Consider the following 23,781-nt stretch of genomic DNA (forward strand, 5'->3'; position numbering starts at 1 on the left):
TCACCTAGGGAAGTACGTGGGCGGGGGGTTACTTGACGGCGCCGGCGGTGAGCCCGGAAACCAGGTAGCGCTGGAAGAGGAGGAACCCGGCGACGATCGGCACCGAGACGATCAGGCTCGCGGCCATGACCTGGTTCCAGTACACCTGCACCTGCGTGGAGTACTCCTGCAGGCCGACGGCGAGTGTCCTGGTGTCCGAGTCGGTCATGACGGAGGCGAACAGGACCTCGCCCCAAGCCGTCATGAAGGAATAGATCGACACCGCGACGATGCCGGGGACCGCGGCGGGGATGACGACGCGGATGAGCGCGCCCACCGGCCCGTTGCCGTCGACCATCGCGGCTTCGTCGAGCTCCTTGGGGATGGAGTCGAAGTAGCCGGCGAGCATCCAGATCGCGAACGGCAGCGAGAAGGTCAGATAGGTCAGGGTCAGGCCGAGGCGAGATCCGTAAAGGACGATGCCGGTGGTGTTGCCGATGCTGACGAAGATCAGGAACAGCGGCAGCAGGAACAGGATGCCGGGGAACATCTGGGTCGACAGGACGGTCATGGCGAAGAAGTTCCGGCCGCGGAACTTGTACCGGTTGATGGCGTAGGCCGCGAAGATCGCGATCAGCACCGAGCACACTGTGGCCGCACCGGAGATGACCAGGCTGTTCAGGAAGTACTTGGCCAGCGGGATGGTCTTCCAGATGTCGAGGAACGGCTGGATCGTCAACGTCGTCGGAATCCACTGCCACACTCCCTGGACGTCGCCGAGGGGCTTCAGCGACGTGGATACCATCACGTACAGCGGCAGCAGGGTGAACAGCGCGAGGAAACCGAGGACGAAGCGGCGGGCCCAGGGGACCCAACGGGGCTCAGACACTGGCCGTCCTCCTCCGGCGGGCGGTCAGCGCGAGGTACGCGGCGCTGACCACCATCAGGAACAGCAGCAACAGCACCGACATGGCGGAGCCGAGGCCGAAGTTCCAGGTCACGAACGAACTCTGGTAGATGTGGATGGAGATCAGCGACGCCTCGCGCGGAGCGGACTTCCCGAACAGGACGTACGGGGTGTTGAAGTCGTTGAACGTCCACAGGAACAGCACGAGCAGCAGCACCTGGTTGACCGGCCGCAGCATGGGCTGCGTGATCGCCCGGAACTGGGTCCACCAGCCGGCGCCGTCGATCGAGGCCGCTTCGTAGAGCTCCCCCGGGATGTTCTGCAACCCCGCCATGACGATGAGGAACGCGAACGGCCAGTTCCGCCACACCGACACAGTCACCAGCGACCAGAAGCTGTTGTCCCCGATCAGCCAGAACGAGTGGGTGCCGAACAGGCTGTTCACCAGGCCGGTGTCGCGTTGGAACATGAACGACCAGGTGATGACGGCGGCGTACATCGGCAGCGCGTACGGAACGAGGAACAACGTCCGCAGCAGGCCCCGCCCGCGGAAGCTGCGCTGCATCAAGACCGCGGCGGACGTGCCGAAGAGCCAGCAGAGCCCCACCGACAGGACCGTGTACTCGACGGTGATCCCGAACGAGTGCGCCAGTGCCTTGCCCGTGGCGGTGTCGAAGTCGAGGACGAACTTGTAGTTGTCGAGCCCGGCACCCGGGGCAGCCGACCAGTTGCGGATGTAGTACTGGGTCAGCTTGACGAAGCTCATCACGACGCCGACGAGCATCGGGACGACGTGGATGAGCAGTTCGAGCAGCAGAGCGGGCAGCAGCAGGAGGTACGGGAGGGCCGGCCGGCGGCGTTTGCGCCGCGTGCTTCCGGGCCGGGGGGCGCCGGCCGCCTTCGCGGCCGGAGCCCCCCGCACAGCGGTCGTCATCTCGGGTTAGCTCCCGGCCGCGATCTGCTGGTCGGCTTGGGCCAGCTGATCCTTGATCTTGCCGGCCTCGACCGTGCGGCCCGCCGCGACGTCGGCGAACATCGTCTTCATCGCGGTGCCGATCAGCGTCTCGAACTGCGATTCCTGCGTGACCTGCGGCATCGGTTCGGCGGTGGTGCTCAGGACGCTCTGGAACACCTTGACGTCCTCGGTCTGGAAGGCCGGGTCACCGTAGGCGTCCTGGACGGTGGGCAACGAGCCGTAGGTCTTGTTCAGCTGTGCCTGCTCGGGCGCGGAAACCATGAACTTCACGAAGTCCAGCGCGGCGGCGGGGTTCTTGGCGCTCTTGAACACCGCCAAGTTGATGCCCGCGACGAAGCTGGTGACCTTCCGGCTGTTCGCGGGCGGGTTGGCCGGCAGCGGGATCGGCGCGACTCCGATGTTGGCCAGGTCCGCCCCGATGTTCTTGAACGAACCGGCCGACGCCTGGTTCATGAACATCGCGGCTTTACCGTCCACCAGGTCCTTGAGGGACTTCGCGGTGTCGGCGTACTCCGCGTTCGACGGGTTGACGATCTTGTCTTTCTGCATGAGGTCGACGTACTGCTGGACGGCCGCGACCGCCGGGTCGGACGCCAGCTGCGGCTTGCCGTCCTGGGAGAAGAAGTTCGCCCCGTGCTGAGCGCCGAGGATCGCGGCGTGATGGCTGTTCTCGGTCACCTGGCCCGCCTGCAGCGACAGCCCCCACTGCCCCTTCTTCGGGTCGGTCAGCTTCTTGCCGTCCGCGACGAGCTCTTCCCACGTCGCCGGGGGCGCGGTGATACCGGCGTCGGAGAACAGCTTCTTGTTGTAGTAGAGACCGTAGGCCTGACCGTAGAGCGGAACGCCCACCGGAGGCTGGCCGTTCGCACCGGTCGCGGCCAGTGAAGGTCCGAGGAACCGGGACTTGCCACCCACCTTGTCGAGGGCGGCGTCGTCGAACGGCAGGAAAGCGCCGGTCGCCTGGAGCGACGCCGACCACGTGTTGCCGATGTTGAGGACGTCGGGCCCCTGGCCGGAGGTCGTGGCGGCCAGGATCCGGTTGAGCAGATCCGACCACGGCACGACCTCGAGCTTGACCTTGACACCGGTGGCCTTCTCGAACTTGTCGAGCTCGGGCTGCAGGACCGCTTTGTCGTTGTCGAGGCTCGTGCCCTGGTTGGAGGCCCAGTAGGTGAGTTCCTTGGGGCCGTCGGCCGATGTGGAGTCGCCGCCGCTACAGGCGGCGGTGGTGGCGGCGGCCAGCGCAAGGACGAGCGCTGACGCGGTGGTTCTCATTCGCATCTGAAGTCCTCGGGGTGCGTGGACGAGCCACGAAGGGTATCTGTGACTCAGGACACAGCTTAATTCGCGCCTTGATTTAACTCGTGTGGCCAAGAAGAGTCAAGGCCATGGACCCCGTCCGTTCACGCCGGGGAGAAGTGTCACCGGGAGAACACAAGCTATGACGCAGCGCCAACCAAGCACAGTGGGCACCCTCGGCCGAGGCAATCGTTCGCTGCTGCTCCGCTCGCTGTACTTCAGTGCTCCGGCCAGCCGGCACACGCTGGCAACGGCCACCGGGCTCAGCGCGGCATCGGTCGGCAAAGTGGTGCGCGAGCTGGTCGGTGAAGGCGTCGTGATCGAGGCCGGTTCGCTGGATTCCAACGGCGGCCGACCCCAAAGGCTGCTGCGGATCGCTCCCGGTTACGGCCACGTGGTCGGTGTGGACGTCGACGAAGCGAGGCTCCGGGTCGGCTTGTTCGATCTGTCCATGACCGAGCTCGCCCGGGCCGACCATCCCCTCGATCCCCGCCGGCACGGCCCGGAAGCGGTCGTCTCGCGGATTCTCGCGGGCTTGACCAGCGTGCTCGCCGAGAGTGCCGTTCCCCGCGACACCATTCTCGGAGTGGGGCTGGGAGTGCCCGGCGCGGTACGGCAGACCCCCGAGGTCACGGTCAACTCGCAGACCTTCGGCTGGGAAATGGTCCCCCTCGAGAGGCTCCTGCGCGGCGGCACCGACCTGGCGCTGCATATCGACAATCGCGCCAACGCCGTCGGACGAGCCGAGCTGGGGTTCGGGAACCGGGAAAGGCCCAGCGTGGTGGTCGCCTTGCTCGGCTCCAGCGTGGGAGCCGGCATCATCTCCGACGTCCACGGCGCCTCGGCCGGGGCGGGCGAACTCGGACACACCGTGCTCGTCGCCGGCGGACGTAGCTGCCGATGTGGCAGCAAAGGCTGCCTCGAGGCCTACGTCGGAGCCGGAGCGATCCTCGATCGCTTCCGCGAAGCGGGCGGGATCGTCGCAAACGACGCCGACCAGGAAGCTGCCCTCGCCACTGTGGTGTACGACGACCAGGGAACCGGGATACTAGCGGAAACCTGCCGCCATCTCGGCGCCGCCATCGGCGGATTGATCAACCTCCTCAACCCCTCCCGCCTCATCCTCGGCGGCTGGGCCGGCTTACTCCTCGGCGAACGCAATCTCGACGCCATCCGCGACGCTGCCTGCCTTCACTCGCTGAAGCGCTGCTTCGCCGCCACGTCGATCGACCTGTGCCGCCTCGGACCGGACGCAGCAGTACGCGGCGCCGCCACCCTCCCCGTCGAGCGTTTCCTGAACGACTGAAGCTGCATCCACTACGGGGTGGCGGCACTCACCGCAACCGCTTCGACTTCGACCAGCAGCTCAGGCAGGGCCAACCCCGCGACGTAGACCAGCGTGGAGGCGTTCTTCGCCCCACCGGTGACTTCCGAACGGACAGCCGAGAAGGCAACCCGATCCTCCGGACGCACCAGGAACACAGTCGTCTTCACCACGTCGGAGAAAGCCATTCCCGCCTCATCCAAGACGGCTTTCATGTTGGCGAAAACCAACCGCGTCTGCGCCTCGACACCCTCCGGGACCGAGCCGTCCTGGTCCATCCCGATTTGACCGGCGATGTAGAGCGTGCGAACGGCTCCCGACACCTCAACGCCGTGATGGTAGCTCCCGGGGACGGGACGGCCCTGCGGGTTGCGGATGGCGATCACATCAACTCCTGTTCGCGCGGTGTCGACCGGACCACAAGTCCGACATATCAGCGACCGACAGCGTGTCACGGACCGGCCGTCCAGATTCGGTCCTGGCGAACGAGGCGCCCCCGCCGTCGAGCCGCACGATCGTCGAACTCCTGCCGTGCGTGAGCACCGGTATCGCCAACTCCGGCAGGCACTGCGGCAACCAGGTACACAAGATAGCGCGTAATGAGGGAGCTCAGGCGACGAGCCTGGATCAAGGGCGTCGCCACACCACTTCCCGTTGTTCGTATTCCAGTACCGTTTCGGCCCCTGCTGCGGCAGAAGCGCCTAACGCGACCGCGAGCATGTTCGTCTTCGGTCATCTGATCGGGGTGGCGTAGTCACGGCTGCGCGGCCGCCGGACTCCCCTGCTCAGCACCCGAGCCACGGCAGCTACGTGACATGTTCGGATGCTCGCCAATTTGTCTAGTGCTGTGACCGCATAGGTTCGCCGGGTCGGCGGTCGTGGCGGTTGCATGTGCGGTGACATCCGAGTGCCGGGGCAGCACGAGTTCGGTGTGCTACCGGCGGGCGATAATGCTGCTGGCCTCCGCTGGAGGAAAACGGGTGCCGGTGATCGCACAGCTGGTGCAGGCCGACGAGGACACCGTCCGGGATGTGATCCACGCGTTCAACGAGAAGGGCCTGGCCTGCCTGGACCCTCGGTGGGCGGGAGGCCGGCCCCGCCAACTCAAGTCTGACGAAGAGGACTTCGTCGTCCAGACGGCCACCACCCGCCCGGTCAAGCTCGGCCGGCCTTTCACTCGCTGGTCACTGCGCAAGCTCGTCGCCTACCTGCGCAAAGTCCACGGCCGGGTGATTCGCATCGGCCGTGAGGCGTTACGGTGCCTGCTCGCCCGCCGCGGCGTCACCTTCCAGCGCACCAAGACCTGGAAGGGGTCCCGGACCCCGAACGGGAGACGAAGCCGGACCGTATCGAGCACGTCTGGACCGCTTCCCGGACCGGGTATTCGCCTTCGATGAGTTCGGCCCACCCGGGATCCGGCCCATCGGCGGCAGCTGCTGGGCCGAACAGACCCGGCCCGACCAGCCGCCGGCCACCTACCATCGCACCCACGGCGTCCGGTACTTCCATGGCTGCTGCTCGGTGGGCGACGACCGTCTGCGGGGCGTGAACCGCCGCAAGAAGGGTGCCGGGAACACGCTGGCCGCGCTGAAATCGATCCGCGCCGCCCGGCCCGACGGCGCACCGATCTACGTGATCCTGGACAACCTGTCCGCCCACAAGGGCGCCGACATCCGCCACTGGGCAAAGAAGCACAAGGTCGAGCTGTGCTTCACCCCGACCTACGCCTCCTGGGCGGACCCGATCGAGGCGCACTTCGGACCACTGCGGCAGTTCACCATCGCCAACTCCCACCACCCCAACCACACCGTCCAGACCAGGACCCTGCACTCCTACCTCCGCTGGCGCAACGCCAATGCCCGCCACTGCGACGTCCTGGCCCCCGAACGCAAGGAACGCGCCCGCATCCGCAGCGAGAAAGGCACCCGATGGGGCGGACGCCCCCTCACAACCGCAGCCTGATCCAACCCGGCGAACCTACGCGGTCACAGCACTAGATCGCTGCCGTTGCGGCTCCGTAGGGCGACACGGCCGTCGGCCCACCGGCCGGCCAGGGCGCGGTAACCGTCCGACTTCTGTTATGCGCTGTTGAGCTGTCCACGGACTTTCGTCCAGCGTCATGTCGATCACCGGTTGGCGAGCACGGGAGTTCAGCTCCCTGTTGGCCGATCTCGGTGAGGGGTTGGATGATCTGGGGGTGCCCGAGGGGCAGCCCCTCCGGCCGGCCGGCCCCACCCGTCCAGTCATGCCGGTATGGGCAGCAACGGCCGGATGACCTGCCATTCGGGGATTCGGGCCATGCCGCAGCCGAGGGCTACCCGGATGGTCGCCTGGGCCTGAGGCTGGCCGCGCTTCAGCGAGGCAGCAGGACGTCGACCTGCCTGCGGATGTCCTGCACGATCTCCTCGACGCTCAAGGCGATGTTCACGCCCGCCGCCATGCTGAGGAACATCACGGCGGACACGATGTGTGCCAGCGTCGCGGCGTCGCCCTCTGCGACCCGTTCGTCTCGGCGCAGCACGGCGGCGATGGCCTCCTCGGTCTGCGCGACGATGGCCAGTGCCGCGCCGTGCCGGGGCTCCTCGGGGTCGCCGAAGACCATCTCTCGCAGGTAGGTGCGTCCGTTGTCGATCTGGATGCGGTTGCACTCGACGATCGGCCGGATGATCGCCAGCACCGCGTCCAGCACGCCGGGGACGGTCTCGGCGTCCGCCCGGCCCTGCTCAAGTGCTTCGACGTACTTGGCGTTCTGGACAAGGAGGAGCAGTTCGCCCTTGGTCTTGGCATAAAGGAACAGGGTCCCGGTGCCGATGTCGGCCTTGTCGGCGATCTGCTGGGTCGTGACCTCATCGACGCCGTGTTCGGCGAACAGCTCACTGGCGGCAGCGACGATGCGGTCGAGTTTTTCCTGCTTGTTCCGCTCGCGCCGGCCGACCGGCTGGGAGGCGGCAGACATGGGTGTCCTCGTGCGTTCTGTGTCGCCCGTCGCGGTTGCGGCGGGTCAGCTGTGGCCGATGACGGCCTTGCCGCGGATGCCACCCTGGGACAGGGACTGCAGCGCCTGCGGGGTCTGGTCGAAGCCGGCCACCTTTCCCACGACCGGACGCACCACGCCCTGGTCGATGAGAGTGGTGATCTGGCGGAGCTGGTCGCCGCTGGCGCGCATGAGCATGAACTCATACGTCACGCCGAGCTTCTTCGCCTGCTTGCGGATCTTGCGGCTCAGGGCGGCGACCCCCAGGCGCAGCAGCGGGTTGAGGCCGGCCTCGCGCGCGAAAGTGGGCTCCGGGGGACCGGCGATCTCGATGGCTTTGCCGCCGGGCTTGAGCACCCGCAGGGACTTCTCGAGAGTCTCCCCACCGAGGCTGTCCAGCACCAGGTCGTAGCCGGTCAGGAGCTGCTCGAAGTCCTGGGTGCGGTAATCGATCACCGTGTCCGCGCCGAGCGCGCGCACGAAGTCCGCGTTGGAAGCGCTGGCGGTCGTGGCGACGTGCGCACCGAGGTGCGCGGCGAGCTGGATCGCGATCGAACCGACCCCGCCGGCGCCGGCGTGGATGAGGACCTTCTGCCCGGGCCGCACCTTCCCGCGCTCCACCAGCGCCTGCCACGCCGTGAGCGCCACCAGCGGCAGCGAGCCGGCCTCATTCATGCTGATCGAGGCGGGCTTGAGCGCCAGGTCGCCCTCCGCGACGGCGATGCGTTCGGCGAAGGTGCCGATGCGGTCCTGGTCGGGCCGACCGTAGACCTCGTCTCCGGGCTTGAAGCCGCGAACCGCCGTCCCGACGCTGATGACAGTGCCCGCGACATCGTTGCCCAGGATCAGCGGCAGCTTGTAGGGCAGGATCTGCTTCAACTCACCGGCGCGGATCTTCTCATCCAGCTGATTCAGCCCGGCGGCCTCCACCCGCACAAGCACGTCGTGCTCCCCCACGGTGGGCTCGGGGACGTCCGCCTCCTGCAGCGGCTCCTTGTGCTTGGTGACGACGAACGCTCGCATGAAGCGCCACTCCTTGTCTTCATCCTATTTATCCGGGCATGAAGCCAGATCAGCCAATTCGGCGTGACATGGGGCCTAGCCTCACTCCATTAATCCGATTGCACTCAACTATGAGTCTACTCAGGATTACTGCCCAGGGAGGTCCCATGGGACACGGCTCACATGCCGATCGGGCGCCGCGAGCGGGCCACCGACGTCATCGTCCTCGGTGCCGGCTCGAGCTGGTACGTCGCCGCGATCCGCGCCGCGCAACTCGGCATGAACATCCAGTCCGGCAGTGCGGACAACGGACAGCCGCAAACCCTGTCCATAACTTCGGTTCCGGCGGGCTACCGGCAGGCGGGGCGGGCCGCGGTGGAGGAGCGGGGGAGCGGCGTGGCCGCATCGCGGGTCGAGGCGGTCCGAGGCGGTCCGGCGGGCGGGCGCCGCTGACGGGCGGCCGACGACGCCGCCGTCCTCGGCACCGAGGGTGTCCTGGGCCCGCAACGCGCCCTCCCCGGTGCCACATACCGGCCGCGAGCACCCGCCGGCAGCAGCAGGCCCCGGCCACCACCGAAGACACCCCTCCGGCGCGAGCCGCAGCCCTGCCTCCGCCCCCGTGCGAGCCGCCCCGGCCGTCACCGAAGCACCCCGACGAGCCGCAGCCCCGCCCCTCCGAAGCCCCGAGCCGCAGTTCCGTCCCGTCCGGCTGTGCCCGCAGGTCCGCCCCGTCCCGTTCGGCCGCGCCCGGAGCCGCGGGACCGGTCGGTCCCGGGGCTCCGGTCCCGCTCCACCTGCCCGCAGCCGACCCGGCCGGGGCGGCCGGCGTCAGGCGACGCTCAGGACGATCTTCCCGGTGGTGCGGCCCTGCTCGCCGATCTCGTGCGCCTTCGCGGCCTCGGCCAGCGGGACGACGGTCTCGACCACGGGCGTGAGCGCGCCCCGCTCGGCCAGTGCGGCGATCTCGCGCAGACCCAGGTGGTCGGGCTCGACCCAGCATCCACACCGCCCGCACGTGGCCGGGGACGTCGTCGGGGCCGGGCAGGGTGATCAGCCGGCCGCCCGGGCGCAGCACCGTCAGGGACCGCTCGGCGTTCTGGCCGCCGAGCCCGTCCACGTGCGCGAAAGCGGCGGACACCCTGTCGATCTGTTTCCAGTCATCGTCCCCCCAGTTACCGCGGTGGCCGGTGTAGTCGGCCACCAGGTACTGCACGAGGTTTTCGCCGCCGCTGCGAAACACTCCGGCTCGATGGATCAGACCGGCGAGCGCCCGGGCAGCAAACGCGCCCCGGCTGAACCCGAAGATGAAGACCCGATCGCCAGGTTCCCAGTGGTGCATCAGAAACTCGTAGGCCTCGGCGAGGTTTTCCCGGACGCCGACACCGAATGCCAGCCCGATGAGCTTCGATACGGCCCGGCCGACGCCCGTCCACGCCCCCTGAGCACTGAACGTTCCGACGCCGGGATCGTAGTACGCGACCTGAGCAGCCGGATCGGAAAGGTCGAGCAGCTCGGACAGGCGCACCACGTTGGTACTCGACCGCGCCTTGACCTGGTGGCCCGTACCGTCGAGGCACAGGACCACGTTCTTGCTCACCGCGACCACATCCGTCCACCGCCACGTGTTGCAAGCAGCGACGCTGGGGCCACCACCCGGGGCCTCGCTGCAGTGAGGAAGTCAGGCTGCCCGGAATTCTGTTACGGAGTTACAACATACGGATGAACCCGAGCTCGGTCACTCACCTACCACGTCAGCTCCCCGAGCCACGGGGCTGGAACGCCGACCGAGCGCTACCGTCGGCCCAGCATCCGAGGGCTCGGCTCGTCACCCTACGACTACCCTGTGCATCGATACGAGCACATTCAGTACCCGATTCGTGCGCGGAACAGGCCCCGAAACGACGCTGAGTGGTCGTGTCCAAATCTTTCGGCGCAGCCGCCCCACCCTTTACGGGCCAGTGTTCTTGAACCTCCTGACGCACCTCTGCTGCGTTGCTAAATTCGGTCGGGGAACTCGCGAAATCCGTGGAGGTAATGATGAGGAAAGTGCTGGCCTGGGCTGCCGTAGTCGTACTCTGCACCGTGCCGGTCTTCGCGGGATCGACGGCTTCCGCCGAGTCCGTCACGGCGACCGGACGAGTCGTGGTGTTTTCCACGGAATTGCAGGAACTCGACACGTGGGAAGCCCCGGAAGGCTGCCAGAAGCTGCCCGCCGCCGCGCACGTGCTCATCAACGAAACCGACGAGGTGGTCAACACCTACGGCGATCCCTTGTGCACGACGCCGGGCGCCTCGGTGCAACCGGGGTACGGCACGCACGTCGCGCCGGGCACCGGCTCGTTCTCGGTCGGCGCGTGAGGCCCGGCGCCGATCTGGTCGTGGTCGGGCTGGGCCACGCCGGTCTGCCCCTCGCCGAATCGGCCTGCCGGTCGGGGCTGCGCACCACGGGTTTCGACGTCGACGACACCGTGGTCGCGACTCTGGCCGCCGGCCGGTCACCGGTCGCGGGAGTATCCGACGCCGACGTCGGCGCCATGCTCGGCTCCGGGTTCACCACGAGCACGGACCCGGCGCAGCTCGGCGCGGCGGACGTGGTCGTGATCTGCGTGCCGACCGGCCTGACCGGCGATCGTGTCCCGGATCTCGAGCCGCTGCGCGCGGCGTCCGCGACCGTCGGCGACCGGTTGCGGCCGGGCACGCTGGTCGTGCTCGAGTCGACGAGCTTCCCCGGCACGACCGAGGAGGTCGTGCTGCCGATCCTCGAGCAGCGCAGCGGGCTGCGGGCGGGCGAAGACTTCTACCTGGCGTTCGCGCCGGAGCGGATCGACCCGGGCAACACGCGATTCGGCCTCGCCGACACACCCAAGGTCATCGGTGGCCACACACCCCTGTGCGCGAAGTACTGCGCCACGTTCTACAGCCGGTTCGTCGACGCGGTGGTCGTGGCCAGGGGGACGCGGGAGGCCGAGCTGGCCAAACTGCTGGAGAACACCTACCGGTTCGTGAACATCGCGCTGGTCAACGAGTTCGCCCGGTACTGCGACACGACCGGCATCGACGTGTGGGACGTGGTGCACTGCGCGGGCACGAAGCCGTTCGGGTTCGCGTCGTTCAGCCCGGGCCCCGGCGTGGGCGGGCACTGCATCCCCGTCGACCCGGTGTACCTGACCACTCGGGCCGCCCAGGAGGGGTTCACGTTCACGCTGGTGGAGGCGGCCGCCCGGGTGAACGAAAGCTCACCCGCACGTGTGGTGGACCGGGCCGAGACGTTGCTCGGCGACCTGCGGGGCGCCTCCGTGTTGCTCCTGGGGGTGACCTACAAGGCGGACGTGCCGGACGTGCGCGAGTCCCCCGCCCGGCCGATCGCGGCGCAGCTGCTCGCGCGCGGGGCGGACGTCGCCTACCACGACCCGCACGCAGCCGGCCTCGACGTGGGCGACCGCCCGCTGCGCCGGGAAACCGATCTGCGCACCGCCGCGGCGGCCGCCGACCTGACCATTCTGCTGCAGGACCACCGCGATTACGACCTGGTTCTGCTCGCGAACGCGTCGCGGCTGCTCCTGGACACCAGGGGAAAAGCTTCCGGCAGCCGCGTCCGGCATTTGTGATTCTTCCCGGTCCACACCGGGCCGGGCTGTTGTTTCCATCCGACGAAAGGATTCTACCGGTATGACGACCGCAATCACCACCGACCGGCTCCGCCGGCGATTCGCCAAGTGGGACGTCGACGGCAGCGGCACGCTGGAACGCACCGACTTCGAACGCGAGGCGGAACGGGTCGCGGGCGCGTTCGGCGCCCAGCCCAAGTCCAAGGAGGCCACCGCGCTGCGGGACGCCTTCCGCAACCTGTTCGACTTCCACGCCCGGGAGGCGGGCGTCCCGTCGAACGGCTCGGTCAGCGAGGAGCAGTTCATCCGGATCAACGAGAAGCTCATGTTCTCCGAGGGGGAAGCGAGCTTCAACCGGGTCCTGCGGCCGGTCATGCAGGCGATCGTCGGGCTGTGCGACCGCAACGACGACGGCATGATCAACCGGGAGGAGTTCATCGCGTACCTCGGCGGCGTCGGGGTCGACGAATCCACCGCGCAGGACGCCTTCCGGCAGATCGACACCGACAACAGCGGTGAGCTGACCGTCGACGAACTGCTGGCCGCGGTGCGGAACTTCCACTACGGCAAGCTGGACGTGCCGCTGCTGGGCTGAGCGACGACGAGCTGAACGGGGCGGCCCGTCCTCGGGCCGCCCCGCTTTTGCGCGTCGGGATCGCTCAGCCCACCGGCCTGAACGTGACCGGCAGCTCGGGGGCCAGCGTGAGATCACCGCCCGAAACCGGCGCCGGAGCGGCGATGAGGATGTTGTAGTGGTTCGGGAAGTGGCAGGCGTCGAACCCGTGCACGGTCCCGATCAGCCGGCCGCCGATCCAGACTTCGTCGCCGCGGTCGATCACGCCCGCGTTGTGCAGTTCGGCGAACCCGAGGAACCCCACCCGGTCGATCCGCGCGCCCGGCGCCGTCTCGGTGTGGTCGGTGGTCACCAGTTCGTGCACCTCCCCTTCGCGCACGCACCGGCTCGCGTGCGGTTCGAGAGTCATTCCGCGCTCGTCGCGCCGGTGCAGCAGGACCTTCACCAGCGCACCCCGGACGGCCCGCTTGGCGCCGTTTTCGCTCATCACGCGCGAGTCACCCGGCTTTCCTCGCGGTAGCAGGACTCCACGAGCTCGAGCGCCGCGACACCGTCGCCCGGGGCGCTCCCGCCGGTCCGGACGAGATCGGCGAACTCCGCGACCACACCGCGGTATTCGTGGTCCAGCGACTGCTTGAACCCGGGGTGGCCGGCGAGCAGGTCCGCGTACCGGACGGTGCCGTCCGCCGACTCGATCCGGACGTCCTTGACCTCGCCGGGGAACGACCAGTCGAGCTCCACCCGCGCGGTCGCGCCGCCGGACGCCCGCAGGGCGACCACGGCCTGCCGGTCCACTCCGCCGGTTCGCGCGATCTCGACGCCGGTGACGGCGACGTCGCCGAGGAACGACCGGACGAGGTCGAAGGCGTTCGGCCCGTTGTCGGCCACGCAGCCGCCGCCGCACCGCACCGGGTCGAGGTACCAGGCGTCCACCCCGACGTGGTCCTCGATCCGTTCGAGGTAGCGCACGGTCACGTCCCGGATCGGGTACTCCACCGTGGACCGCAGAGCACGCAGGTTGTCGTTGTACCGCCGGTGGAACGCGGTGAACAACGGCCGGCCGGCCGCACGTGCCAGCCGATCGAGGGCGACGGCGTCGGACAGCGAGGTGGCCAGCGGCTTCTCGACGCACACCGCGACGCCGGCGGCGAGCGCGTCCCGGCACACGGCGGCGTGCGCATCATTGGGCACCGTGACCACCACCGCGTCCAAGCCGGCTTCGGCGAGCATCCGGCCGTGGTCGGTGTAGCGGGCGGACTCGTCCCCCTCGATCAGTTCAGGTCGTAGATCGCACACCGCCGCGAGGCACAGGTCCGGCCGGGCCGTGATCGCGGCGCGGTAGAACGCCCCGATCACGCCGAGGCCGACGAGACCGATCCGGATCACCGCGGCAGTCCCGTCGCGACCAGGTCTTCGTGGACGTCGCGGGCGAGCGGGACGCCGGACCTCCGGTGGGCGGCGGCCCGCTCGGCCTCCAGCCACCCCGGGTAGCGGACCACGTCGGCGCCGGCCGCGGGCGGGCAGTCCAGCAGCGTGCCGAACACCGTGCCGGTGATGGCGGCGAACCCACCGCCGGGCCGCAGGGTTTCCGGGGCGATGGCGAGCACCAGGTAGCCGATGTCGTCGTCCGTGCCGTGCGGTCCGCCGTCGCCCTCCAGCGCGGCGGGCGCGGGCCCGAGCGCGGCGCCGGACAGCGCCGCGGCGAGCAGCTCCACCGCGAGCGCGAGCCCGAAACCCTTGTAGGCGCCGGTCTCCGGGTCGCCGCCGAGCCACCGCAGGTGGGCCTCGCCGCGGTCGAACGCCGCCGGGTCGGTGACCGGCCGGCCCTGCTCGTCGGCGAGCCAGCCGCCCGGGATCGCCTCGCCGGCCCGCGCGGCGGCCCGGATGCGGCCGGTCGGCACGACGGTCGTGCTCATGTCGAGGACGAACGGCCGGTCCGGCAGCGCCGGCGCCGCGACGCTCAACGGGTTGGTGCCCAGCATCGCCACCGCTCCCCCCGGCGGCCGCGCGATCCGCTGACCGCCGCAGTTGCTCGCGACCACCCCGATCATGCCGCGCGCGGCGGCGACGGCCGCGTGGTGCCCGGCGCAGCCGAAGTGCGTGCCGCCCCGGACCGACACGAGCCCGACGCCGTGCTCCCGCGCCTTGTCCGCCGCGAGCTCCACGGCTTCGGTGGCCGCCCACAGGCCGAGCGCGGTTCCGGCGTCGACCACGGCGGCGGGACCGGTGTCGCGGACCACTTCCGGTTCGGCCGCGGGGTCGCACCGGCCGGTGTCGAACAGCGGCAGGTACAGCGGGCGCAGGTTCGCGAGTCCGTGGGAACCGAGCCCGTGCAGGTCGCCGTGCAGCAGGGCGGTCGCGGCGGTCTCCGCCCGGGCGGCGGGCACACCACGATCGTGGAACACGCGTGTGGTGAACGCCAGCAGATCCGCGTACGGCACGCGGATACCGGTGTCAGGGAGCGTCAGGGACATGGTCCTCCTCGTGGCGCGCCGCGAACTCGGTGAGCACGCGGGTGATCGTGTCGGCGAAGGCGTCGAGCTGGGACAGTTCGGCGAACTCGCCCGCGGCGTGGGCGTTGTTGCCCGCGAGATCACCCGGCCCGAGGACGACGGTGGCCGTACCGGGCACGTCGTGCATCCAGATGGCGTCGCAGGTGAAGCCGGGTTCGGCCGGAGGCCAGGCCGCGACGCCCGCGGCGTCGAGCAGCCCGGTGGCCCACCGGTCGCGGCAGTCCAGTGCGGGCAGGCCCCGCTTGTGCCACCTCAGGGACACGATCTCCTCGGCGTCCTCGGCGGTGCGGTGCAGTTCCCTGGTCGCGTGGAAGCGGTTGCGGAACTCGGTGAGCCCATCGCGCACTGCGCCGGTCACCCGTTCCTCGAGCCGCCGGCCCGCGGCGAGCGAGGGGTAGGACAGGTTGAGCAGCAGGCGGCCGGTGCCGTACACGCGGTTGTGGGCCGTGCCGGTGTGCAGGCCCGCGACGCACACCCGGCCACCCGGTTCCACGCCGTCGAGGGCCGTGGCGAGGTGCTGGGCGAGGAAGCCGAGCAGCACCGTCGCGTTGTGCCCGGCGCCGGGCTCGTCGTCGATGCTGCCGGTGCCCTCGACGGCCACGCACGCCGTCATCGCCGCGGTCGACCTGGTCAGGTAGCGCAAGCCGGTGGGTTCGCAGAACACGTTGAGCCGCCCCACGTACCCGGCCTCGACGAGCGGCCGGGTGCCGTAGACGCCCATGGCGCCGCCTTCCTCCCCCGCGACCGCCTGCACCAGCACCGCGACCCGGTCGCCGAGCACGCGCCGCGCGGCCCGCACCCCGGCGAGCATCGCCACCGCGGGGCCTTTGGCGTCGATGGCGCCGCGGCCGGTGAACCGGACGCCGTCGAACCCGGTGGGCTCGGCGCCGGCGACGGTGTCGAGGTGCACGTTGAACATGACGGCCGGCGCGCCGGCGGGGCCGTGGCGCAGCACCAGGCTCGGCTGCGCGGCGAGGAACCCCGGCTCGCCGGCGTGCTCGCGCACGATCGAGGGCACGTCGTCGCGTTCGAGGACGGCCGGATCCGGTGCGGCGTCGTGGACGGTGGTGAACCCCGCCTCGGTGGCCGCGGCGGCGAAGATCCGCTGCGCCGACGGCAGGTCGGTGTTCTCGCCGGCCGCCTCGAGCGGGCTGACCGTGGGGGTGCGCAGCAGCTCGAGGAGCAGGTCGTGGTCGGCGGGGCTCAGCACGGCGTGTCCTCGACCAGCTCCGCCAGCCGGCGCCCGGCGGCGATGAACGACGCCGTGCCGGTCACGTCCGCCCACCAGCCCTCGTGCGGGCGGGTGGCGAGGTGGGGCTCGATCGACAGCGCGCCGGAGTAGCCGCCCGCGCGGAGCAGCCGCAGGCATTCGGCCACTCCGGCCTTGCCGTCGCCCGGCAGCGTGTAGGTCGTGCCGGCCCCGCCGCCGACCGCGTCCTTGACGTGGACGTGGGCCACGAACGGGACCAGCTCGGCCAGCAGCGACGGCGCGTCGTAACCGTGGGCGACGCCGTTGCCGACGTCGAACAGCAGCCGCAGCGCCGGGCTGCCGACGGCGTCGAGCAGGTCGAGCGTGCGCTCAGCACTCGCCGCCGCCCAGCCCGCGCAGTTTTCGTGCAGCAGGGTGATCCCGGCCGCCGCCGCGCGGTCGGCGAGCACGCGGATCCGGTCGACGACCGCCCGCCGCCATCCGGCGCCCGGCAGCCCCGCGTTCGGGTAGGACATGATCCGCACGAAGCCGGTGCCCAGTTCGGCGCCCAGCGCGGCGAGCGCCGCGAGCTCTTCGGTGTCCCGGTCCAGCGGGTCGGTGATCGTGCCCGCCCAGCTGCCGATCCGGGAGTCGAGGCACACCACCCGCAGCCCCGCCGCGTGCACCGCGCGGACCAGCCGGTCGCGTCGGGCGCGGTCGAGGTCGGCGAGCGCGAGCCCGTCGACGGTGCGCAGTTCCACCGCGTCCCAGCCGAGGGTGCGCACGGCGGCGAGCTGGCCGTCGAGGTCCGGGGCCGCCTCGTCACCGATCCCGGCCAGGCCGCCGGGCGGCCAGAGCTCAGCCGGCATGGGCGGGCACCTCCTCGGGCGACCGGGCTGCGTCACGTGCGGCGGCCAGCAACCGCACCACGGCCGCGTGCACGGCGAACTCGCCGGGCGGCGCGGTCGCCGCGCCCGTGAAGTACCGGTAGGCGGCGAGCAGGAAGGCGCCGAGCGCTTCGTCTTCGAACACCTCACGGGGACCGGCGCCGACCCGCAGCTGGGCGTGGTGGTCGTCGGCGGACACCGGGTAGTGGCCCACCACGGTCGTGTCCCGCAGGCGCAGGGTGATCTCGCGGCGGCGCACCGGTGAGGTGAGGTCGGAGCGGATCGTCGTGCGCGGGCCGCCGCGGTGCCGCACCGAGATCCAGGCGCCGCCCAGCGGACCGGCCTGCGGATCGGTCCACCCGGCGCCGACCAGCCCGGCCGGTCCCGCGAGGGTGAGCGCGACCGCCAGCGCGTGCGGGATCTCCACGTCGAACGCATCGGCGTGCGCCGGGTCGCCCGCCCGGGCGAACCTCGGCTTGTCCTGGCACACGGTGATCGACGCGAGCGGGCCGTGCTCTCCCGACCGCGCCAGCGCGGCGAGCCGCCGGGTGAGGGCGGCGGCGAGCCAGTGCGTCACCACGACGACATCGAGGCCGTGACCGGCCCGCAGCCGCTCGATCGCCGCGAGCGCGGCGAGGTCCCCGGCGACCGGCTTCTCGACCACCAACCGGCGAAACCCCTGCACCGCAAGGCATGTGAGCACGTCGACCCGCGTCGCGGGCGGAGTGCACACGTGCACGACGGTGTCGTCGGGCGGGACGAGCGCACGGAGCCGGTCGAGCGAGCCCGCGACAACATCCACGCCACCGTCACGCAGAGCCATTCCGGTACGGAGATCGAACCCCACGATCGGCTGAGTTCCGATCAGCTCCGGAAACTTCGCGCGCAAGCGCTTCAGCACCGGCACGTGCAGGCCCGCACCCGACCGCCCGAGTCCCACGACCACCGTGTGCGGCATCGCCGTCCCTTCGTCCTGACGTGGTTTTTGTTCTCCGTGGCAACGAGATCACCGCCGACAGTAGCGTCCCGGCCGACCGGCTGCGACAGCTCGGACCGCCGAACCGGGCGTGCGTCTTCGCGCTGTGTCGTCGGGCGTTGGTCCATTGAGTTACGCCCGCACCTCGACCGGATGATTCCGGTCGAGGTGCTCGCCGCACTCGCTCGAAGCGGGCTACGTTCGAAGGGCGTCCATCCGCGACAGACGAGGAGCCATGTCCGTAACCTCCCTTCCTCACAGGGGAAACCAGCCTGCCGCCGAGTTCGCGCCGATCCCGTTCTTCAGCCAGGCGGCCGGCTTCCGGCGGCTGTGGCCGGAAATCGAAGCGCGGCTGCACGAAGTCGCCGACAGCGGGAAGTTCTCCCACGGCGGGCAGGTCGCCCGCTTGGAAAACCTCTTGGCCGAGTACACCGGAGCGGCCCACGTCGTCGGCGTCAACAGCGGGACCGACGCGCTGACCCTGCTGCTGCGCGCGTGCGGGTTGGGCGACGGCGAAGGGGTGCTCGTCCCCGCGTTCACGTTCGTGGCGACCGCGACCGCGGTCGTCCACGCGGGCGGACGGCCCCAGTTCACCGACATCGATCCGGTGACCTACCAGATGTGCCCGGAAGCGGCGGCGCGGGCGATCACGCCCCGCACGCGCGCGGTCATGCCAGTGCACCTCTTCGACCGGATGGCCGACGTCGCCGCGTTCACCACCCTCGCCGACCGGCACGGGCTCACGTTGCTCGAGGACAGCGCGGAGGCGATCGGCATGCGGCGACAAGGCAAGCACGCCGGGCTGCACGGTGCCGGCGGCGTGCTGTCGTTCTTCCCCAGCAAGACACTCGGCGCCCTCGGCGACGCGGGCGCGGTGCTCACCGACGATCCGCAGGTCGCCGCGAACGTCGCCGCGCTGCGCCACCACGGACGCCCCGGCGCGACCCTCGGCGACTTCCCCGCCATCAAGACCGGCAGCGTGCTGGCCGGGGTGAACAGCAAGATGGACGACATCCAGGCCGCCGTGCTCATCGCCAAACTGTCCGCTTTGGAATACGACATCGCCCGGCGGGCCGAGCTCGCCGCCGCCTACACCGAGCGGCTGTCCGGCCTTCCCGGCGTGCGCCGGGTGCCCGGTCCGCTCGCGGACGGCGGGGACGACCGCGACGTCTGCTACGTCTACGTGGTCGAGGTCGAGGACCGCGACCGCCTCGCGGACGCCTTGACCGCCGCGGGCATCGGCACCGAGGTCTACTACCCCGTCCCGCTGCACCTGCAGCCGTGCTTCGCCGGCCTCGGCCACCGGCCGGGCGAGTTCCCCCACGCGGAGGACGCCTGCCGCCACACGATCGCGCTGCCGCTCTACCCGGACCTCACGGTCGCCGAGGTCGACTCGGTGTGCGCGGAGATCCGGCGCCACTACACGGGAACCCCGTCGTGACCGCGACGCTGCCGTTCTTCCCGCCGGACCTGTTCGAGGCCGATCGCGACACCCTGATCGGAATCGTCCGCGACCTCGGCACCGCACCCGCCCAGCGGTTCATCCTCGGCGACCACACGGCACGCTTCGAGCACGCGCTGCGCGACACGGTCGCCGGCGCCGACGTGGTGGCCTGCGGAAGCGGCACGTCCGCCCTGTCGCTCGTGTTCGCCGCGCTCGGCATCGGCCCCGGCGACGAGGTCGTGGTGCCCGCGTTCGGCTGCGCCCCGATCGCCGCGACCGTCGTCACCGCGGGCGCCACCCCCGTGTTCGCCGACGTGCAGGCGGACACCATGACGCTGGACCCCGGACTCGCCGAGGCGGCGATCACCCCGCGCACCCGGGCGATCATGCCCGCCCACCAGTTCTCGGTCATGGCCGGCATGCCCGCGTTCGAGGACATCGCCGAGCGCCACGGACTGCGTCTCGTCGAGGACTCCGCGGTCGCCCAGGGCGCCACCCTGCGCGGCCGGCCCGCGGGCACGTGGGGTGACGCGGGCGTCTTCTCGTTCGTCCAGGTGAAGTCGTTCGGGATGCCGGGCGAAGGCGGCGTCGTGATCACCAAGAACCCGGAGCTCGCCGCGGCCGTGCGCATGCTGCGCAACCACGGGCAGGACGGCAACCGGCGCTTCTTCCACCACCGCATCGGGTACAACAGCCGGTTCGACGAAGTGCAGGCCGCGTTCCAGCTGCGGCGCCTCCCCGGCCTCGCCGCCCGGCTCGCGCGCCGCGCCGACATCGCCGCGTACTACACCGAACAGTTCGCTCCCCTGGCCGACCGGGGCATCACACCGCCACCGCCCGGCCGGGACGGACGCTGCTACTACGTCTACTGCCTGCGGGCCCGCCGCCGGGACGAACTGGCCGCGCACCTCGCCGCACACGGGATCGGCACCCACGTGTACTACCCGGCCCCGCTGCCCGCTCAGCCCGCGTTCGCTCGCTACGCCCCACCCGGGGCGGCGTGGCCGAACGCGGTGGCGGCCAGCGAAACCATCCTCGCCCTCCCCGTCTATCCCCACCTGAGCGACGCGCAGGTCGAGCACATCGCCGCCGCGGTGTGCCGGTTCGCCGACCGGAAGGATCCCCGACCGTGAACACGACGGCAGGCGGCATCGAGACCGTCACCGAGGACGAAATCTCCGGGGAGTGGCGGGAGCGCGCGCGGCGCGACGGCCTGCGCCGGGTCATGCGGGCGTCCCAGCCGGACAGCCTGAACGCCGGCGTGACCGAGCGGACCCGTGCCGTCGTCTCCGGACAGCTCGCGCTCGTCGCGGACCGCCTCGGCCGGCGGCCGCGGCGTGCCCTGGAGATCGGCTGCGGAATCGGACGGCTCACCCCGACCATCGCGGCGCACGCCGAACGGGTGCACGCGATCGACATGACGCCGGCGATGGTGGACCAGGCCCGGGCCACCTGCGCCCACCTGCCCGCCGTGGAGTTCGAATGCGTGCGGGCGGACCGGATGTCCCCGCCGCGGGAACGGTACGACGCCGCGGTGTGCGTGTGGGTGCTCATGCACGTGCTGGACGAGCGCCGGCTCGCCGAGTCCTGCCGGGTGATCGCGGCGTCCACCCGCTACCTCACGCTCATCGAGTACGAGCACGCGAGCGTCCCGGTGAGCAGGTGGTCGCGGCTGCGCACGCTCGAGGACTACGTCCGGCTCCTGCCGGGCGCCGAGGTCGTCGACGAACAGGTGATCGACTACGGCGGCGACCACTCCTTCGCCGCGCTCATCGCGCTCGGTGGGCAGGCCGCCCGATGACCGGCAGCACCGTCCGGGCGGTACCGTCCACCGCCGGCGAATCCAAGCTCGTCAGTTACGCGCGGCTGGCGAAACTCGACGTGTTCGACTACTACCTCAGCCTGCCGCTCGTGCTGTCCGCCGTCGTGCTGCCGATCGGCGCCTTCGATCCCGCGGTGCTGGGAACGCTCGGCCTGTTCGGGCTCGGCGCCGTCCTCATGACCGCCTCGCTGGTCGCGTTCGACGACCTCACCGGCTACCGCGACGGCAGCGACACCGCCAACTACCAAGCCAATCCGACCCTGCGCCGCGCCCGGCGCAAGCCCCTGGTGACCGGAGCGCTGACCGAACGCGAGGTCGTGCGGTTCGGGTGGCTCACGGCCCTGGCCGGCGCCGCCGTCTTCGCCGTCACGGTGGCGACCGCACCGCACACTCCACAATGGACGATCTGGCTGATCGTGGCCAACTTCGTCTTCGGAATCCAGTATTCCTACGGTCTGAAGATCAGCTACCACGGCTTCCAGGAGGCGTACATCGCCGCCCTCGGCTGGGTCATGGTGCTCGCCCCCTACGGCCTGATCACCGGCCGCTTCGACGGTTTTGTGCTCGTGCAGGCGCTGCTGTTCGGGCTCGGGCCGCTGCTGTTCGGCGTGTACTCCAACACCAACGACATCGCGGGCGACCGCTCGGTCGGCCGGCCGACGGTGGCCGCGCTGACGACTCCCCGCGGCAACCGGCGGTTCGTCGCCGCCCTGTCGGTGGCGGAGTTCCTGCTCGGGGCGGTCGCGTCGGCGACCGGCGTGGCCCCGTGGTGGTTCGTCCTGCTGATGTTCCCCGTCACCGTCCTGCGGGCCCGCCAGTTCGGCGTGGGGTTCGGGCCACGCGGCGACATCCTGCGCGCCCGGGCGATCGGGTTCACCGCCCACCGGGTGGGCGCCGGGCTGCTCGTGGCCGCGAACCTGCTGCCGGCGGTCACAAAATGAGCGGCAGGCAGGAACCCGACGTCGATGTCGCGGTGGTGGGTGCCGGGATCGCCGGCCTGACGGCAGCGCACGAACTGGTCCGGGCGGGCCTCGCGGTGCGGGTCTTCGAGACGCGAGCCCGGGTCGGTGGCCGCATGGCGAGCCACCGCCACGCCGGGTACACGATGGACGAGGGCGCGGAACAGATCCCGTCGAGCGGGTACCGCGCGACGTGGGAACTGCTGCGCCGAAGCGGACTGTCCGAGACGGACTTGCCGAGGATCGGCGGGCCCATCGCGATGTGGCGCAACGGCGCGGCGCACAGCGGGGTCTCCGACCCCCGCGGCCTCCTCGGCGGTGCCGGGCTCGGGCCACGAGCCCGGGTCGACCTGGCCCGGTTCCTGGCCTGGGCGGCCCGGCACCGGCGACGGTTCGACCCCGACGTGCCCGAGGAGAGCCCGCTGGGCGCCACCACCGTCGCCGCTCTCGCCCGCCGGTACCATCCCGACCTGCACGACTACCTGTTCCAGCCGGTGGCCGGCAGCTTCTTCGGCTGGCGGCCGGAACGCTCGGCCGCCGCACCGTTCGTCGGCCTCATGCTCGACGTCGGGCCGCCCTCGACGTGGCGCACCTACCGCGACGGCATGGACACCCTCGCCCGCGTGCTCGCCGGGCGCCTCGACGTGAGCACCGGCACCACCGTCACGCACGTCGCCGCCGGCACCGGGATCGCCGTGCTCACCACCGACCGCGGCCCGGTCACCGCCAGAGCCGCCCTGCTGTGCGTCCCGGCACCGGTCGCCGCACGGCTGCACACAGACGAGCGCGAACCCGTACGGCGATTCGTCGACGCGTGCACGTTCACCCCGACGCTGAAGGTCAGCTGCCTGCTCGACCGCCCGTTGCGGCTCCCCGCCCGCAAGCGGCTCTACACGCTGCTGACTCCCGCCGCCGAGGAACCGGTGCTCGCCGGCATCATCGCCGACCACGTCAAACACCCCGGCCGCGCCCCGGCGGGCCGTGGCCTGCTCACGCTGATGACCCACCCGTCGGCGATCCCGGGGCTGCTGGACGCCCCGGACGACACCGTCGCCGCCGCTCTCGTCGAGCCCGCGGCGCGGTACGTGCCCGGGCTGGCGGACGCGGTCACGGCGACGTTCCCCCACCGGTTCCGCCACGGGCTGCCGGAGGCCACCCCGGACGCATTGCGGCTCCGAGCCGGATTCGCCGCCCGGGACGGCCGGTACCCGGTGGACTACGCGGGCGACTGGGAATTCCTGCGGCCCAGCAGCGAGGGTGCGGTGCGCTCGGCAGCGCGCACCGCGTCCCGGGTGCTGGCCCGCCTCCGGACGCCGGTTCGCGCCGAGGAGCGGGTGTGAAGCCCTAC

25 protein-coding genes and 1 pseudogene are annotated in these 23,781 nt (G+C 70.8%); 12 read left to right on the forward strand and 14 right to left on the reverse strand.

Translation table 11 applies throughout. The features are described 5' to 3' along the window. Window positions 1–28: 28 nt before the first annotated feature. The 3 genes from Q5425_RS44055 to Q5425_RS44065 are packed head-to-tail and all read right to left on the reverse strand — an operon-like array spanning window position 29 to window position 3,143. Window positions 29–868 carry a carbohydrate ABC transporter permease gene (locus Q5425_RS44055; RefSeq protein ID WP_308678409.1) on the reverse strand — a complete coding sequence of 280 codons (840 nt, stop codon included), beginning with the start codon at window positions 866–868 and terminating at the stop codon, window positions 29–31. Beyond that, window positions 861–1,820 (reverse strand): sugar ABC transporter permease, encoded by a 960-nt coding sequence (locus Q5425_RS44060; protein ID WP_308678410.1) that lies wholly within the window; start codon window positions 1,818–1,820, stop codon window positions 861–863. Before Q5425_RS44060 ends, Q5425_RS44055 begins: the two co-directional genes overlap by 8 nt. A gap of 6 nt (window positions 1,821–1,826) precedes the next feature. Further along, window positions 1,827–3,143: a sugar ABC transporter substrate-binding protein gene (locus Q5425_RS44065; RefSeq protein ID WP_308678411.1), complete on the reverse strand. Its 1,317-nt coding sequence runs from the start codon at window positions 3,141–3,143 to the stop codon at window positions 1,827–1,829. A gap of 184 nt (window positions 3,144–3,327) precedes the next feature. Here Q5425_RS44065 and Q5425_RS44070 point away from each other — a divergent pair, with 184 nt between their 5' ends. Beyond that, window positions 3,328–4,467: an ROK family protein gene (locus Q5425_RS44070; protein ID WP_308678412.1), complete on the forward strand. Its 1,140-nt coding sequence runs from the start codon at window positions 3,328–3,330 to the stop codon at window positions 4,465–4,467. 11 nt (window positions 4,468–4,478) lie between these two features. On the opposite strand, the gene Q5425_RS44075 is transcribed toward Q5425_RS44070, so the two are convergent. Continuing rightward, window positions 4,479–4,871, reverse strand: a complete 393-nt coding sequence (locus Q5425_RS44075) for a RidA family protein (protein WP_308678413.1) — start codon at window positions 4,869–4,871, stop codon at window positions 4,479–4,481. Window positions 4,872–5,465: 594 nt separating this feature from the next. On the opposite strand from Q5425_RS44075, the gene Q5425_RS44080 reads away from it, so the two are divergent. Further along, the gene (locus Q5425_RS44080) at window positions 5,466–5,882 is read left to right on the forward strand and encodes a helix-turn-helix domain-containing protein (RefSeq protein ID WP_308678414.1); all 417 of its coding nucleotides are present in this window, start codon (window positions 5,466–5,468) and stop codon (window positions 5,880–5,882) included. 25 nt (window positions 5,883–5,907) lie between these two features. Further along, complete coding sequence (locus Q5425_RS44085) at window positions 5,908–6,447, forward strand: transposase (protein ID WP_308678728.1); 540 nt, start codon at window positions 5,908–5,910, stop codon at window positions 6,445–6,447. Window positions 6,448–6,838: 391 nt separating this feature from the next. Here Q5425_RS44085 and Q5425_RS44090 read toward each other — a convergent pair whose 3' ends face one another. Then, window positions 6,839–7,441: a TetR/AcrR family transcriptional regulator gene (locus Q5425_RS44090; RefSeq protein WP_308678415.1), complete on the reverse strand. Its 603-nt coding sequence runs from the start codon at window positions 7,439–7,441 to the stop codon at window positions 6,839–6,841. A 45-nt stretch (window positions 7,442–7,486) separates the two neighbouring features. After that, window positions 7,487–8,482, reverse strand: coding sequence for an NADP-dependent oxidoreductase (locus Q5425_RS44095; RefSeq protein WP_308678416.1), 996 nt, complete (start codon window positions 8,480–8,482; stop codon window positions 7,487–7,489). Between the two features lie 162 nt (window positions 8,483–8,644). On the opposite strand from Q5425_RS44095, the gene Q5425_RS44100 reads away from it, so the two are divergent. Then, window positions 8,645–8,914, forward strand: a complete 270-nt coding sequence (locus Q5425_RS44100) for a hypothetical protein (protein WP_308678417.1) — start codon at window positions 8,645–8,647, stop codon at window positions 8,912–8,914. A gap of 375 nt (window positions 8,915–9,289) precedes the next feature. On the opposite strand, the gene Q5425_RS44105 is transcribed toward Q5425_RS44100, so the two are convergent. Continuing rightward, a complete protein-coding gene (locus tag Q5425_RS44105; RefSeq protein ID WP_308678729.1) occupies window positions 9,290–9,439 on the reverse strand; it encodes a zinc-binding dehydrogenase in 150 nt (49 codons plus the stop codon). A 244-nt stretch (window positions 9,440–9,683) separates the two neighbouring features. Next, a pseudogene (locus tag Q5425_RS45975) lies at window positions 9,684–10,067 on the reverse strand (T6SS phospholipase effector Tle1-like catalytic domain-containing protein); the annotation flags it as partial. Window positions 10,068–10,498: 431 nt separating this feature from the next. Between Q5425_RS45975 and Q5425_RS44115 the strand changes: the two are divergent. The 3 genes from Q5425_RS44115 (at window position 10,499) to Q5425_RS44125 (ending at window position 12,664) form a co-directional block, all read left to right on the forward strand. Next, window positions 10,499–10,819 (forward strand): hypothetical protein, encoded by a 321-nt coding sequence (locus Q5425_RS44115; protein WP_308678419.1) that lies wholly within the window; start codon window positions 10,499–10,501, stop codon window positions 10,817–10,819. After that, window positions 10,816–12,069 (forward strand): nucleotide sugar dehydrogenase, encoded by a 1,254-nt coding sequence (locus Q5425_RS44120; protein WP_308678420.1) that lies wholly within the window; start codon window positions 10,816–10,818, stop codon window positions 12,067–12,069. Before Q5425_RS44115 ends, Q5425_RS44120 begins: the two co-directional genes overlap by 4 nt. Before the next feature lie 61 nt (window positions 12,070–12,130). Then, on the forward strand, window positions 12,131–12,664 hold the full coding sequence (locus tag Q5425_RS44125; protein ID WP_308678421.1) for an EF-hand domain-containing protein: 534 nt from the start codon (window positions 12,131–12,133) through the stop codon (window positions 12,662–12,664). A 64-nt stretch (window positions 12,665–12,728) separates the two neighbouring features. Here Q5425_RS44125 and Q5425_RS44130 read toward each other — a convergent pair whose 3' ends face one another. The 6 genes from Q5425_RS44130 to Q5425_RS44155 are packed head-to-tail and all read right to left on the reverse strand — an operon-like array spanning window position 12,729 to window position 18,190. Further along, the gene (locus tag Q5425_RS44130; RefSeq protein WP_308678422.1) at window positions 12,729–13,130 is read right to left on the reverse strand and encodes a DUF6917 domain-containing protein; all 402 of its coding nucleotides are present in this window, start codon (window positions 13,128–13,130) and stop codon (window positions 12,729–12,731) included. Further along, window positions 13,130–14,029, reverse strand: coding sequence for a Gfo/Idh/MocA family oxidoreductase (locus Q5425_RS44135; RefSeq protein ID WP_308678423.1), 900 nt, complete (start codon window positions 14,027–14,029; stop codon window positions 13,130–13,132). The genes Q5425_RS44130 and Q5425_RS44135 overlap by 1 nt, the downstream gene beginning before the upstream one ends. Continuing rightward, complete coding sequence (locus Q5425_RS44140) at window positions 14,026–15,117, reverse strand: Ldh family oxidoreductase (protein ID WP_308678425.1); 1,092 nt, start codon at window positions 15,115–15,117, stop codon at window positions 14,026–14,028. The genes Q5425_RS44135 and Q5425_RS44140 overlap by 4 nt, the downstream gene beginning before the upstream one ends. Beyond that, window positions 15,098–16,366 carry a M20/M25/M40 family metallo-hydrolase gene (locus tag Q5425_RS44145; RefSeq protein ID WP_308678426.1) on the reverse strand — a complete coding sequence of 423 codons (1,269 nt, stop codon included), beginning with the start codon at window positions 16,364–16,366 and terminating at the stop codon, window positions 15,098–15,100. Before Q5425_RS44145 ends, Q5425_RS44140 begins: the two co-directional genes overlap by 20 nt. Continuing rightward, a complete protein-coding gene (locus Q5425_RS44150; RefSeq protein ID WP_308678427.1) occupies window positions 16,360–17,214 on the reverse strand; it encodes a sugar phosphate isomerase/epimerase family protein in 855 nt (284 codons plus the stop codon). Before Q5425_RS44150 ends, Q5425_RS44145 begins: the two co-directional genes overlap by 7 nt. Further along, window positions 17,204–18,190: an oxidoreductase gene (locus Q5425_RS44155; RefSeq protein WP_308678428.1), complete on the reverse strand. Its 987-nt coding sequence runs from the start codon at window positions 18,188–18,190 to the stop codon at window positions 17,204–17,206. The genes Q5425_RS44150 and Q5425_RS44155 overlap by 11 nt, the downstream gene beginning before the upstream one ends. 253 nt (window positions 18,191–18,443) lie before the next feature. Between Q5425_RS44155 and Q5425_RS44160 the strand changes: the two genes are divergently transcribed. Genes Q5425_RS44160 through Q5425_RS44180 form a run of 5 tightly spaced genes read left to right on the forward strand, consistent with a single transcriptional unit; the run spans window position 18,444 to window position 23,773 of the window. Further along, window positions 18,444–19,649, forward strand: a complete 1,206-nt coding sequence (locus Q5425_RS44160; RefSeq protein WP_308678429.1) for a DegT/DnrJ/EryC1/StrS family aminotransferase — start codon at window positions 18,444–18,446, stop codon at window positions 19,647–19,649. Then, window positions 19,646–20,785 carry a DegT/DnrJ/EryC1/StrS family aminotransferase gene (locus Q5425_RS44165; protein ID WP_308678430.1) on the forward strand — a complete coding sequence of 380 codons (1,140 nt, stop codon included), beginning with the start codon at window positions 19,646–19,648 and terminating at the stop codon, window positions 20,783–20,785. Before Q5425_RS44160 ends, Q5425_RS44165 begins: the two co-directional genes overlap by 4 nt. Beyond that, window positions 20,782–21,453, forward strand: a complete 672-nt coding sequence (locus Q5425_RS44170) for a class I SAM-dependent methyltransferase (RefSeq protein ID WP_308678431.1) — start codon at window positions 20,782–20,784, stop codon at window positions 21,451–21,453. Before Q5425_RS44165 ends, Q5425_RS44170 begins: the two co-directional genes overlap by 4 nt. Then, entirely contained in the window at window positions 21,450–22,415 is a 966-nt protein-coding gene (locus Q5425_RS44175; protein ID WP_308678432.1) for a UbiA family prenyltransferase, read from the forward strand. Before Q5425_RS44170 ends, Q5425_RS44175 begins: the two co-directional genes overlap by 4 nt. Continuing rightward, the gene (locus Q5425_RS44180) at window positions 22,412–23,773 is read left to right on the forward strand and encodes an NAD(P)/FAD-dependent oxidoreductase (protein WP_308678433.1); all 1,362 of its coding nucleotides are present in this window, start codon (window positions 22,412–22,414) and stop codon (window positions 23,771–23,773) included. The genes Q5425_RS44175 and Q5425_RS44180 overlap by 4 nt, the downstream gene beginning before the upstream one ends. The last annotated feature ends 8 nt before the right edge of the window (window positions 23,774–23,781 follow it).

The sequence above is a fragment of the Amycolatopsis sp. A133 genome, assembly GCF_031082405.1.
Taxonomy (GTDB): domain Bacteria; phylum Actinomycetota; class Actinomycetes; order Mycobacteriales; family Pseudonocardiaceae; genus Amycolatopsis.

Bases quoted from the DNA above. Each gene is read 5' to 3' on its own strand.
- Q5425_RS44060 (WP_308678410.1), bottom strand. From the start codon at position 1,820: ATGACGACCGCTGTGCGGGGGGCTCCGGCCGCGAAGGCGGCCGGCGCC.
- Q5425_RS44065 (WP_308678411.1), bottom strand. From the start codon at position 3,143: ATGCGAATGAGAACCACCGCGTCAGCGCTCGTCCTTGCGCTGGCCGCC.
- Q5425_RS44090 (WP_308678415.1), bottom strand. From the start codon at position 7,441: ATGTCTGCCGCCTCCCAGCCGGTCGGCCGGCGCGAGCGGAACAAGCAG.
- Q5425_RS44095 (WP_308678416.1), bottom strand. From the start codon at position 8,482: ATGCGAGCGTTCGTCGTCACCAAGCACAAGGAGCCGCTGCAGGAGGCG.
- Q5425_RS44100 (WP_308678417.1), top strand. From the start codon at position 8,645: ATGCCGATCGGGCGCCGCGAGCGGGCCACCGACGTCATCGTCCTCGGT.
- Q5425_RS44115 (WP_308678419.1), top strand. From the start codon at position 10,499: ATGAGGAAAGTGCTGGCCTGGGCTGCCGTAGTCGTACTCTGCACCGTG.
- Q5425_RS44125 (WP_308678421.1), top strand. From the start codon at position 12,131: ATGACGACCGCAATCACCACCGACCGGCTCCGCCGGCGATTCGCCAAG.
- Q5425_RS44130 (WP_308678422.1), bottom strand. From the start codon at position 13,130: ATGAGCGAAAACGGCGCCAAGCGGGCCGTCCGGGGTGCGCTGGTGAAG.
- Q5425_RS44140 (WP_308678425.1), bottom strand. From the start codon at position 15,117: ATGTCCCTGACGCTCCCTGACACCGGTATCCGCGTGCCGTACGCGGAT.
- Q5425_RS44150 (WP_308678427.1), bottom strand. From the start codon at position 17,214: ATGCCGGCTGAGCTCTGGCCGCCCGGCGGCCTGGCCGGGATCGGTGAC.
- Q5425_RS44155 (WP_308678428.1), bottom strand. From the start codon at position 18,190: ATGCCGCACACGGTGGTCGTGGGACTCGGGCGGTCGGGTGCGGGCCTG.
- Q5425_RS44160 (WP_308678429.1), top strand. From the start codon at position 18,444: ATGTCCGTAACCTCCCTTCCTCACAGGGGAAACCAGCCTGCCGCCGAG.
- Q5425_RS44175 (WP_308678432.1), top strand. From the start codon at position 21,450: ATGACCGGCAGCACCGTCCGGGCGGTACCGTCCACCGCCGGCGAATCC.
- Q5425_RS44180 (WP_308678433.1), top strand. From the start codon at position 22,412: ATGAGCGGCAGGCAGGAACCCGACGTCGATGTCGCGGTGGTGGGTGCC.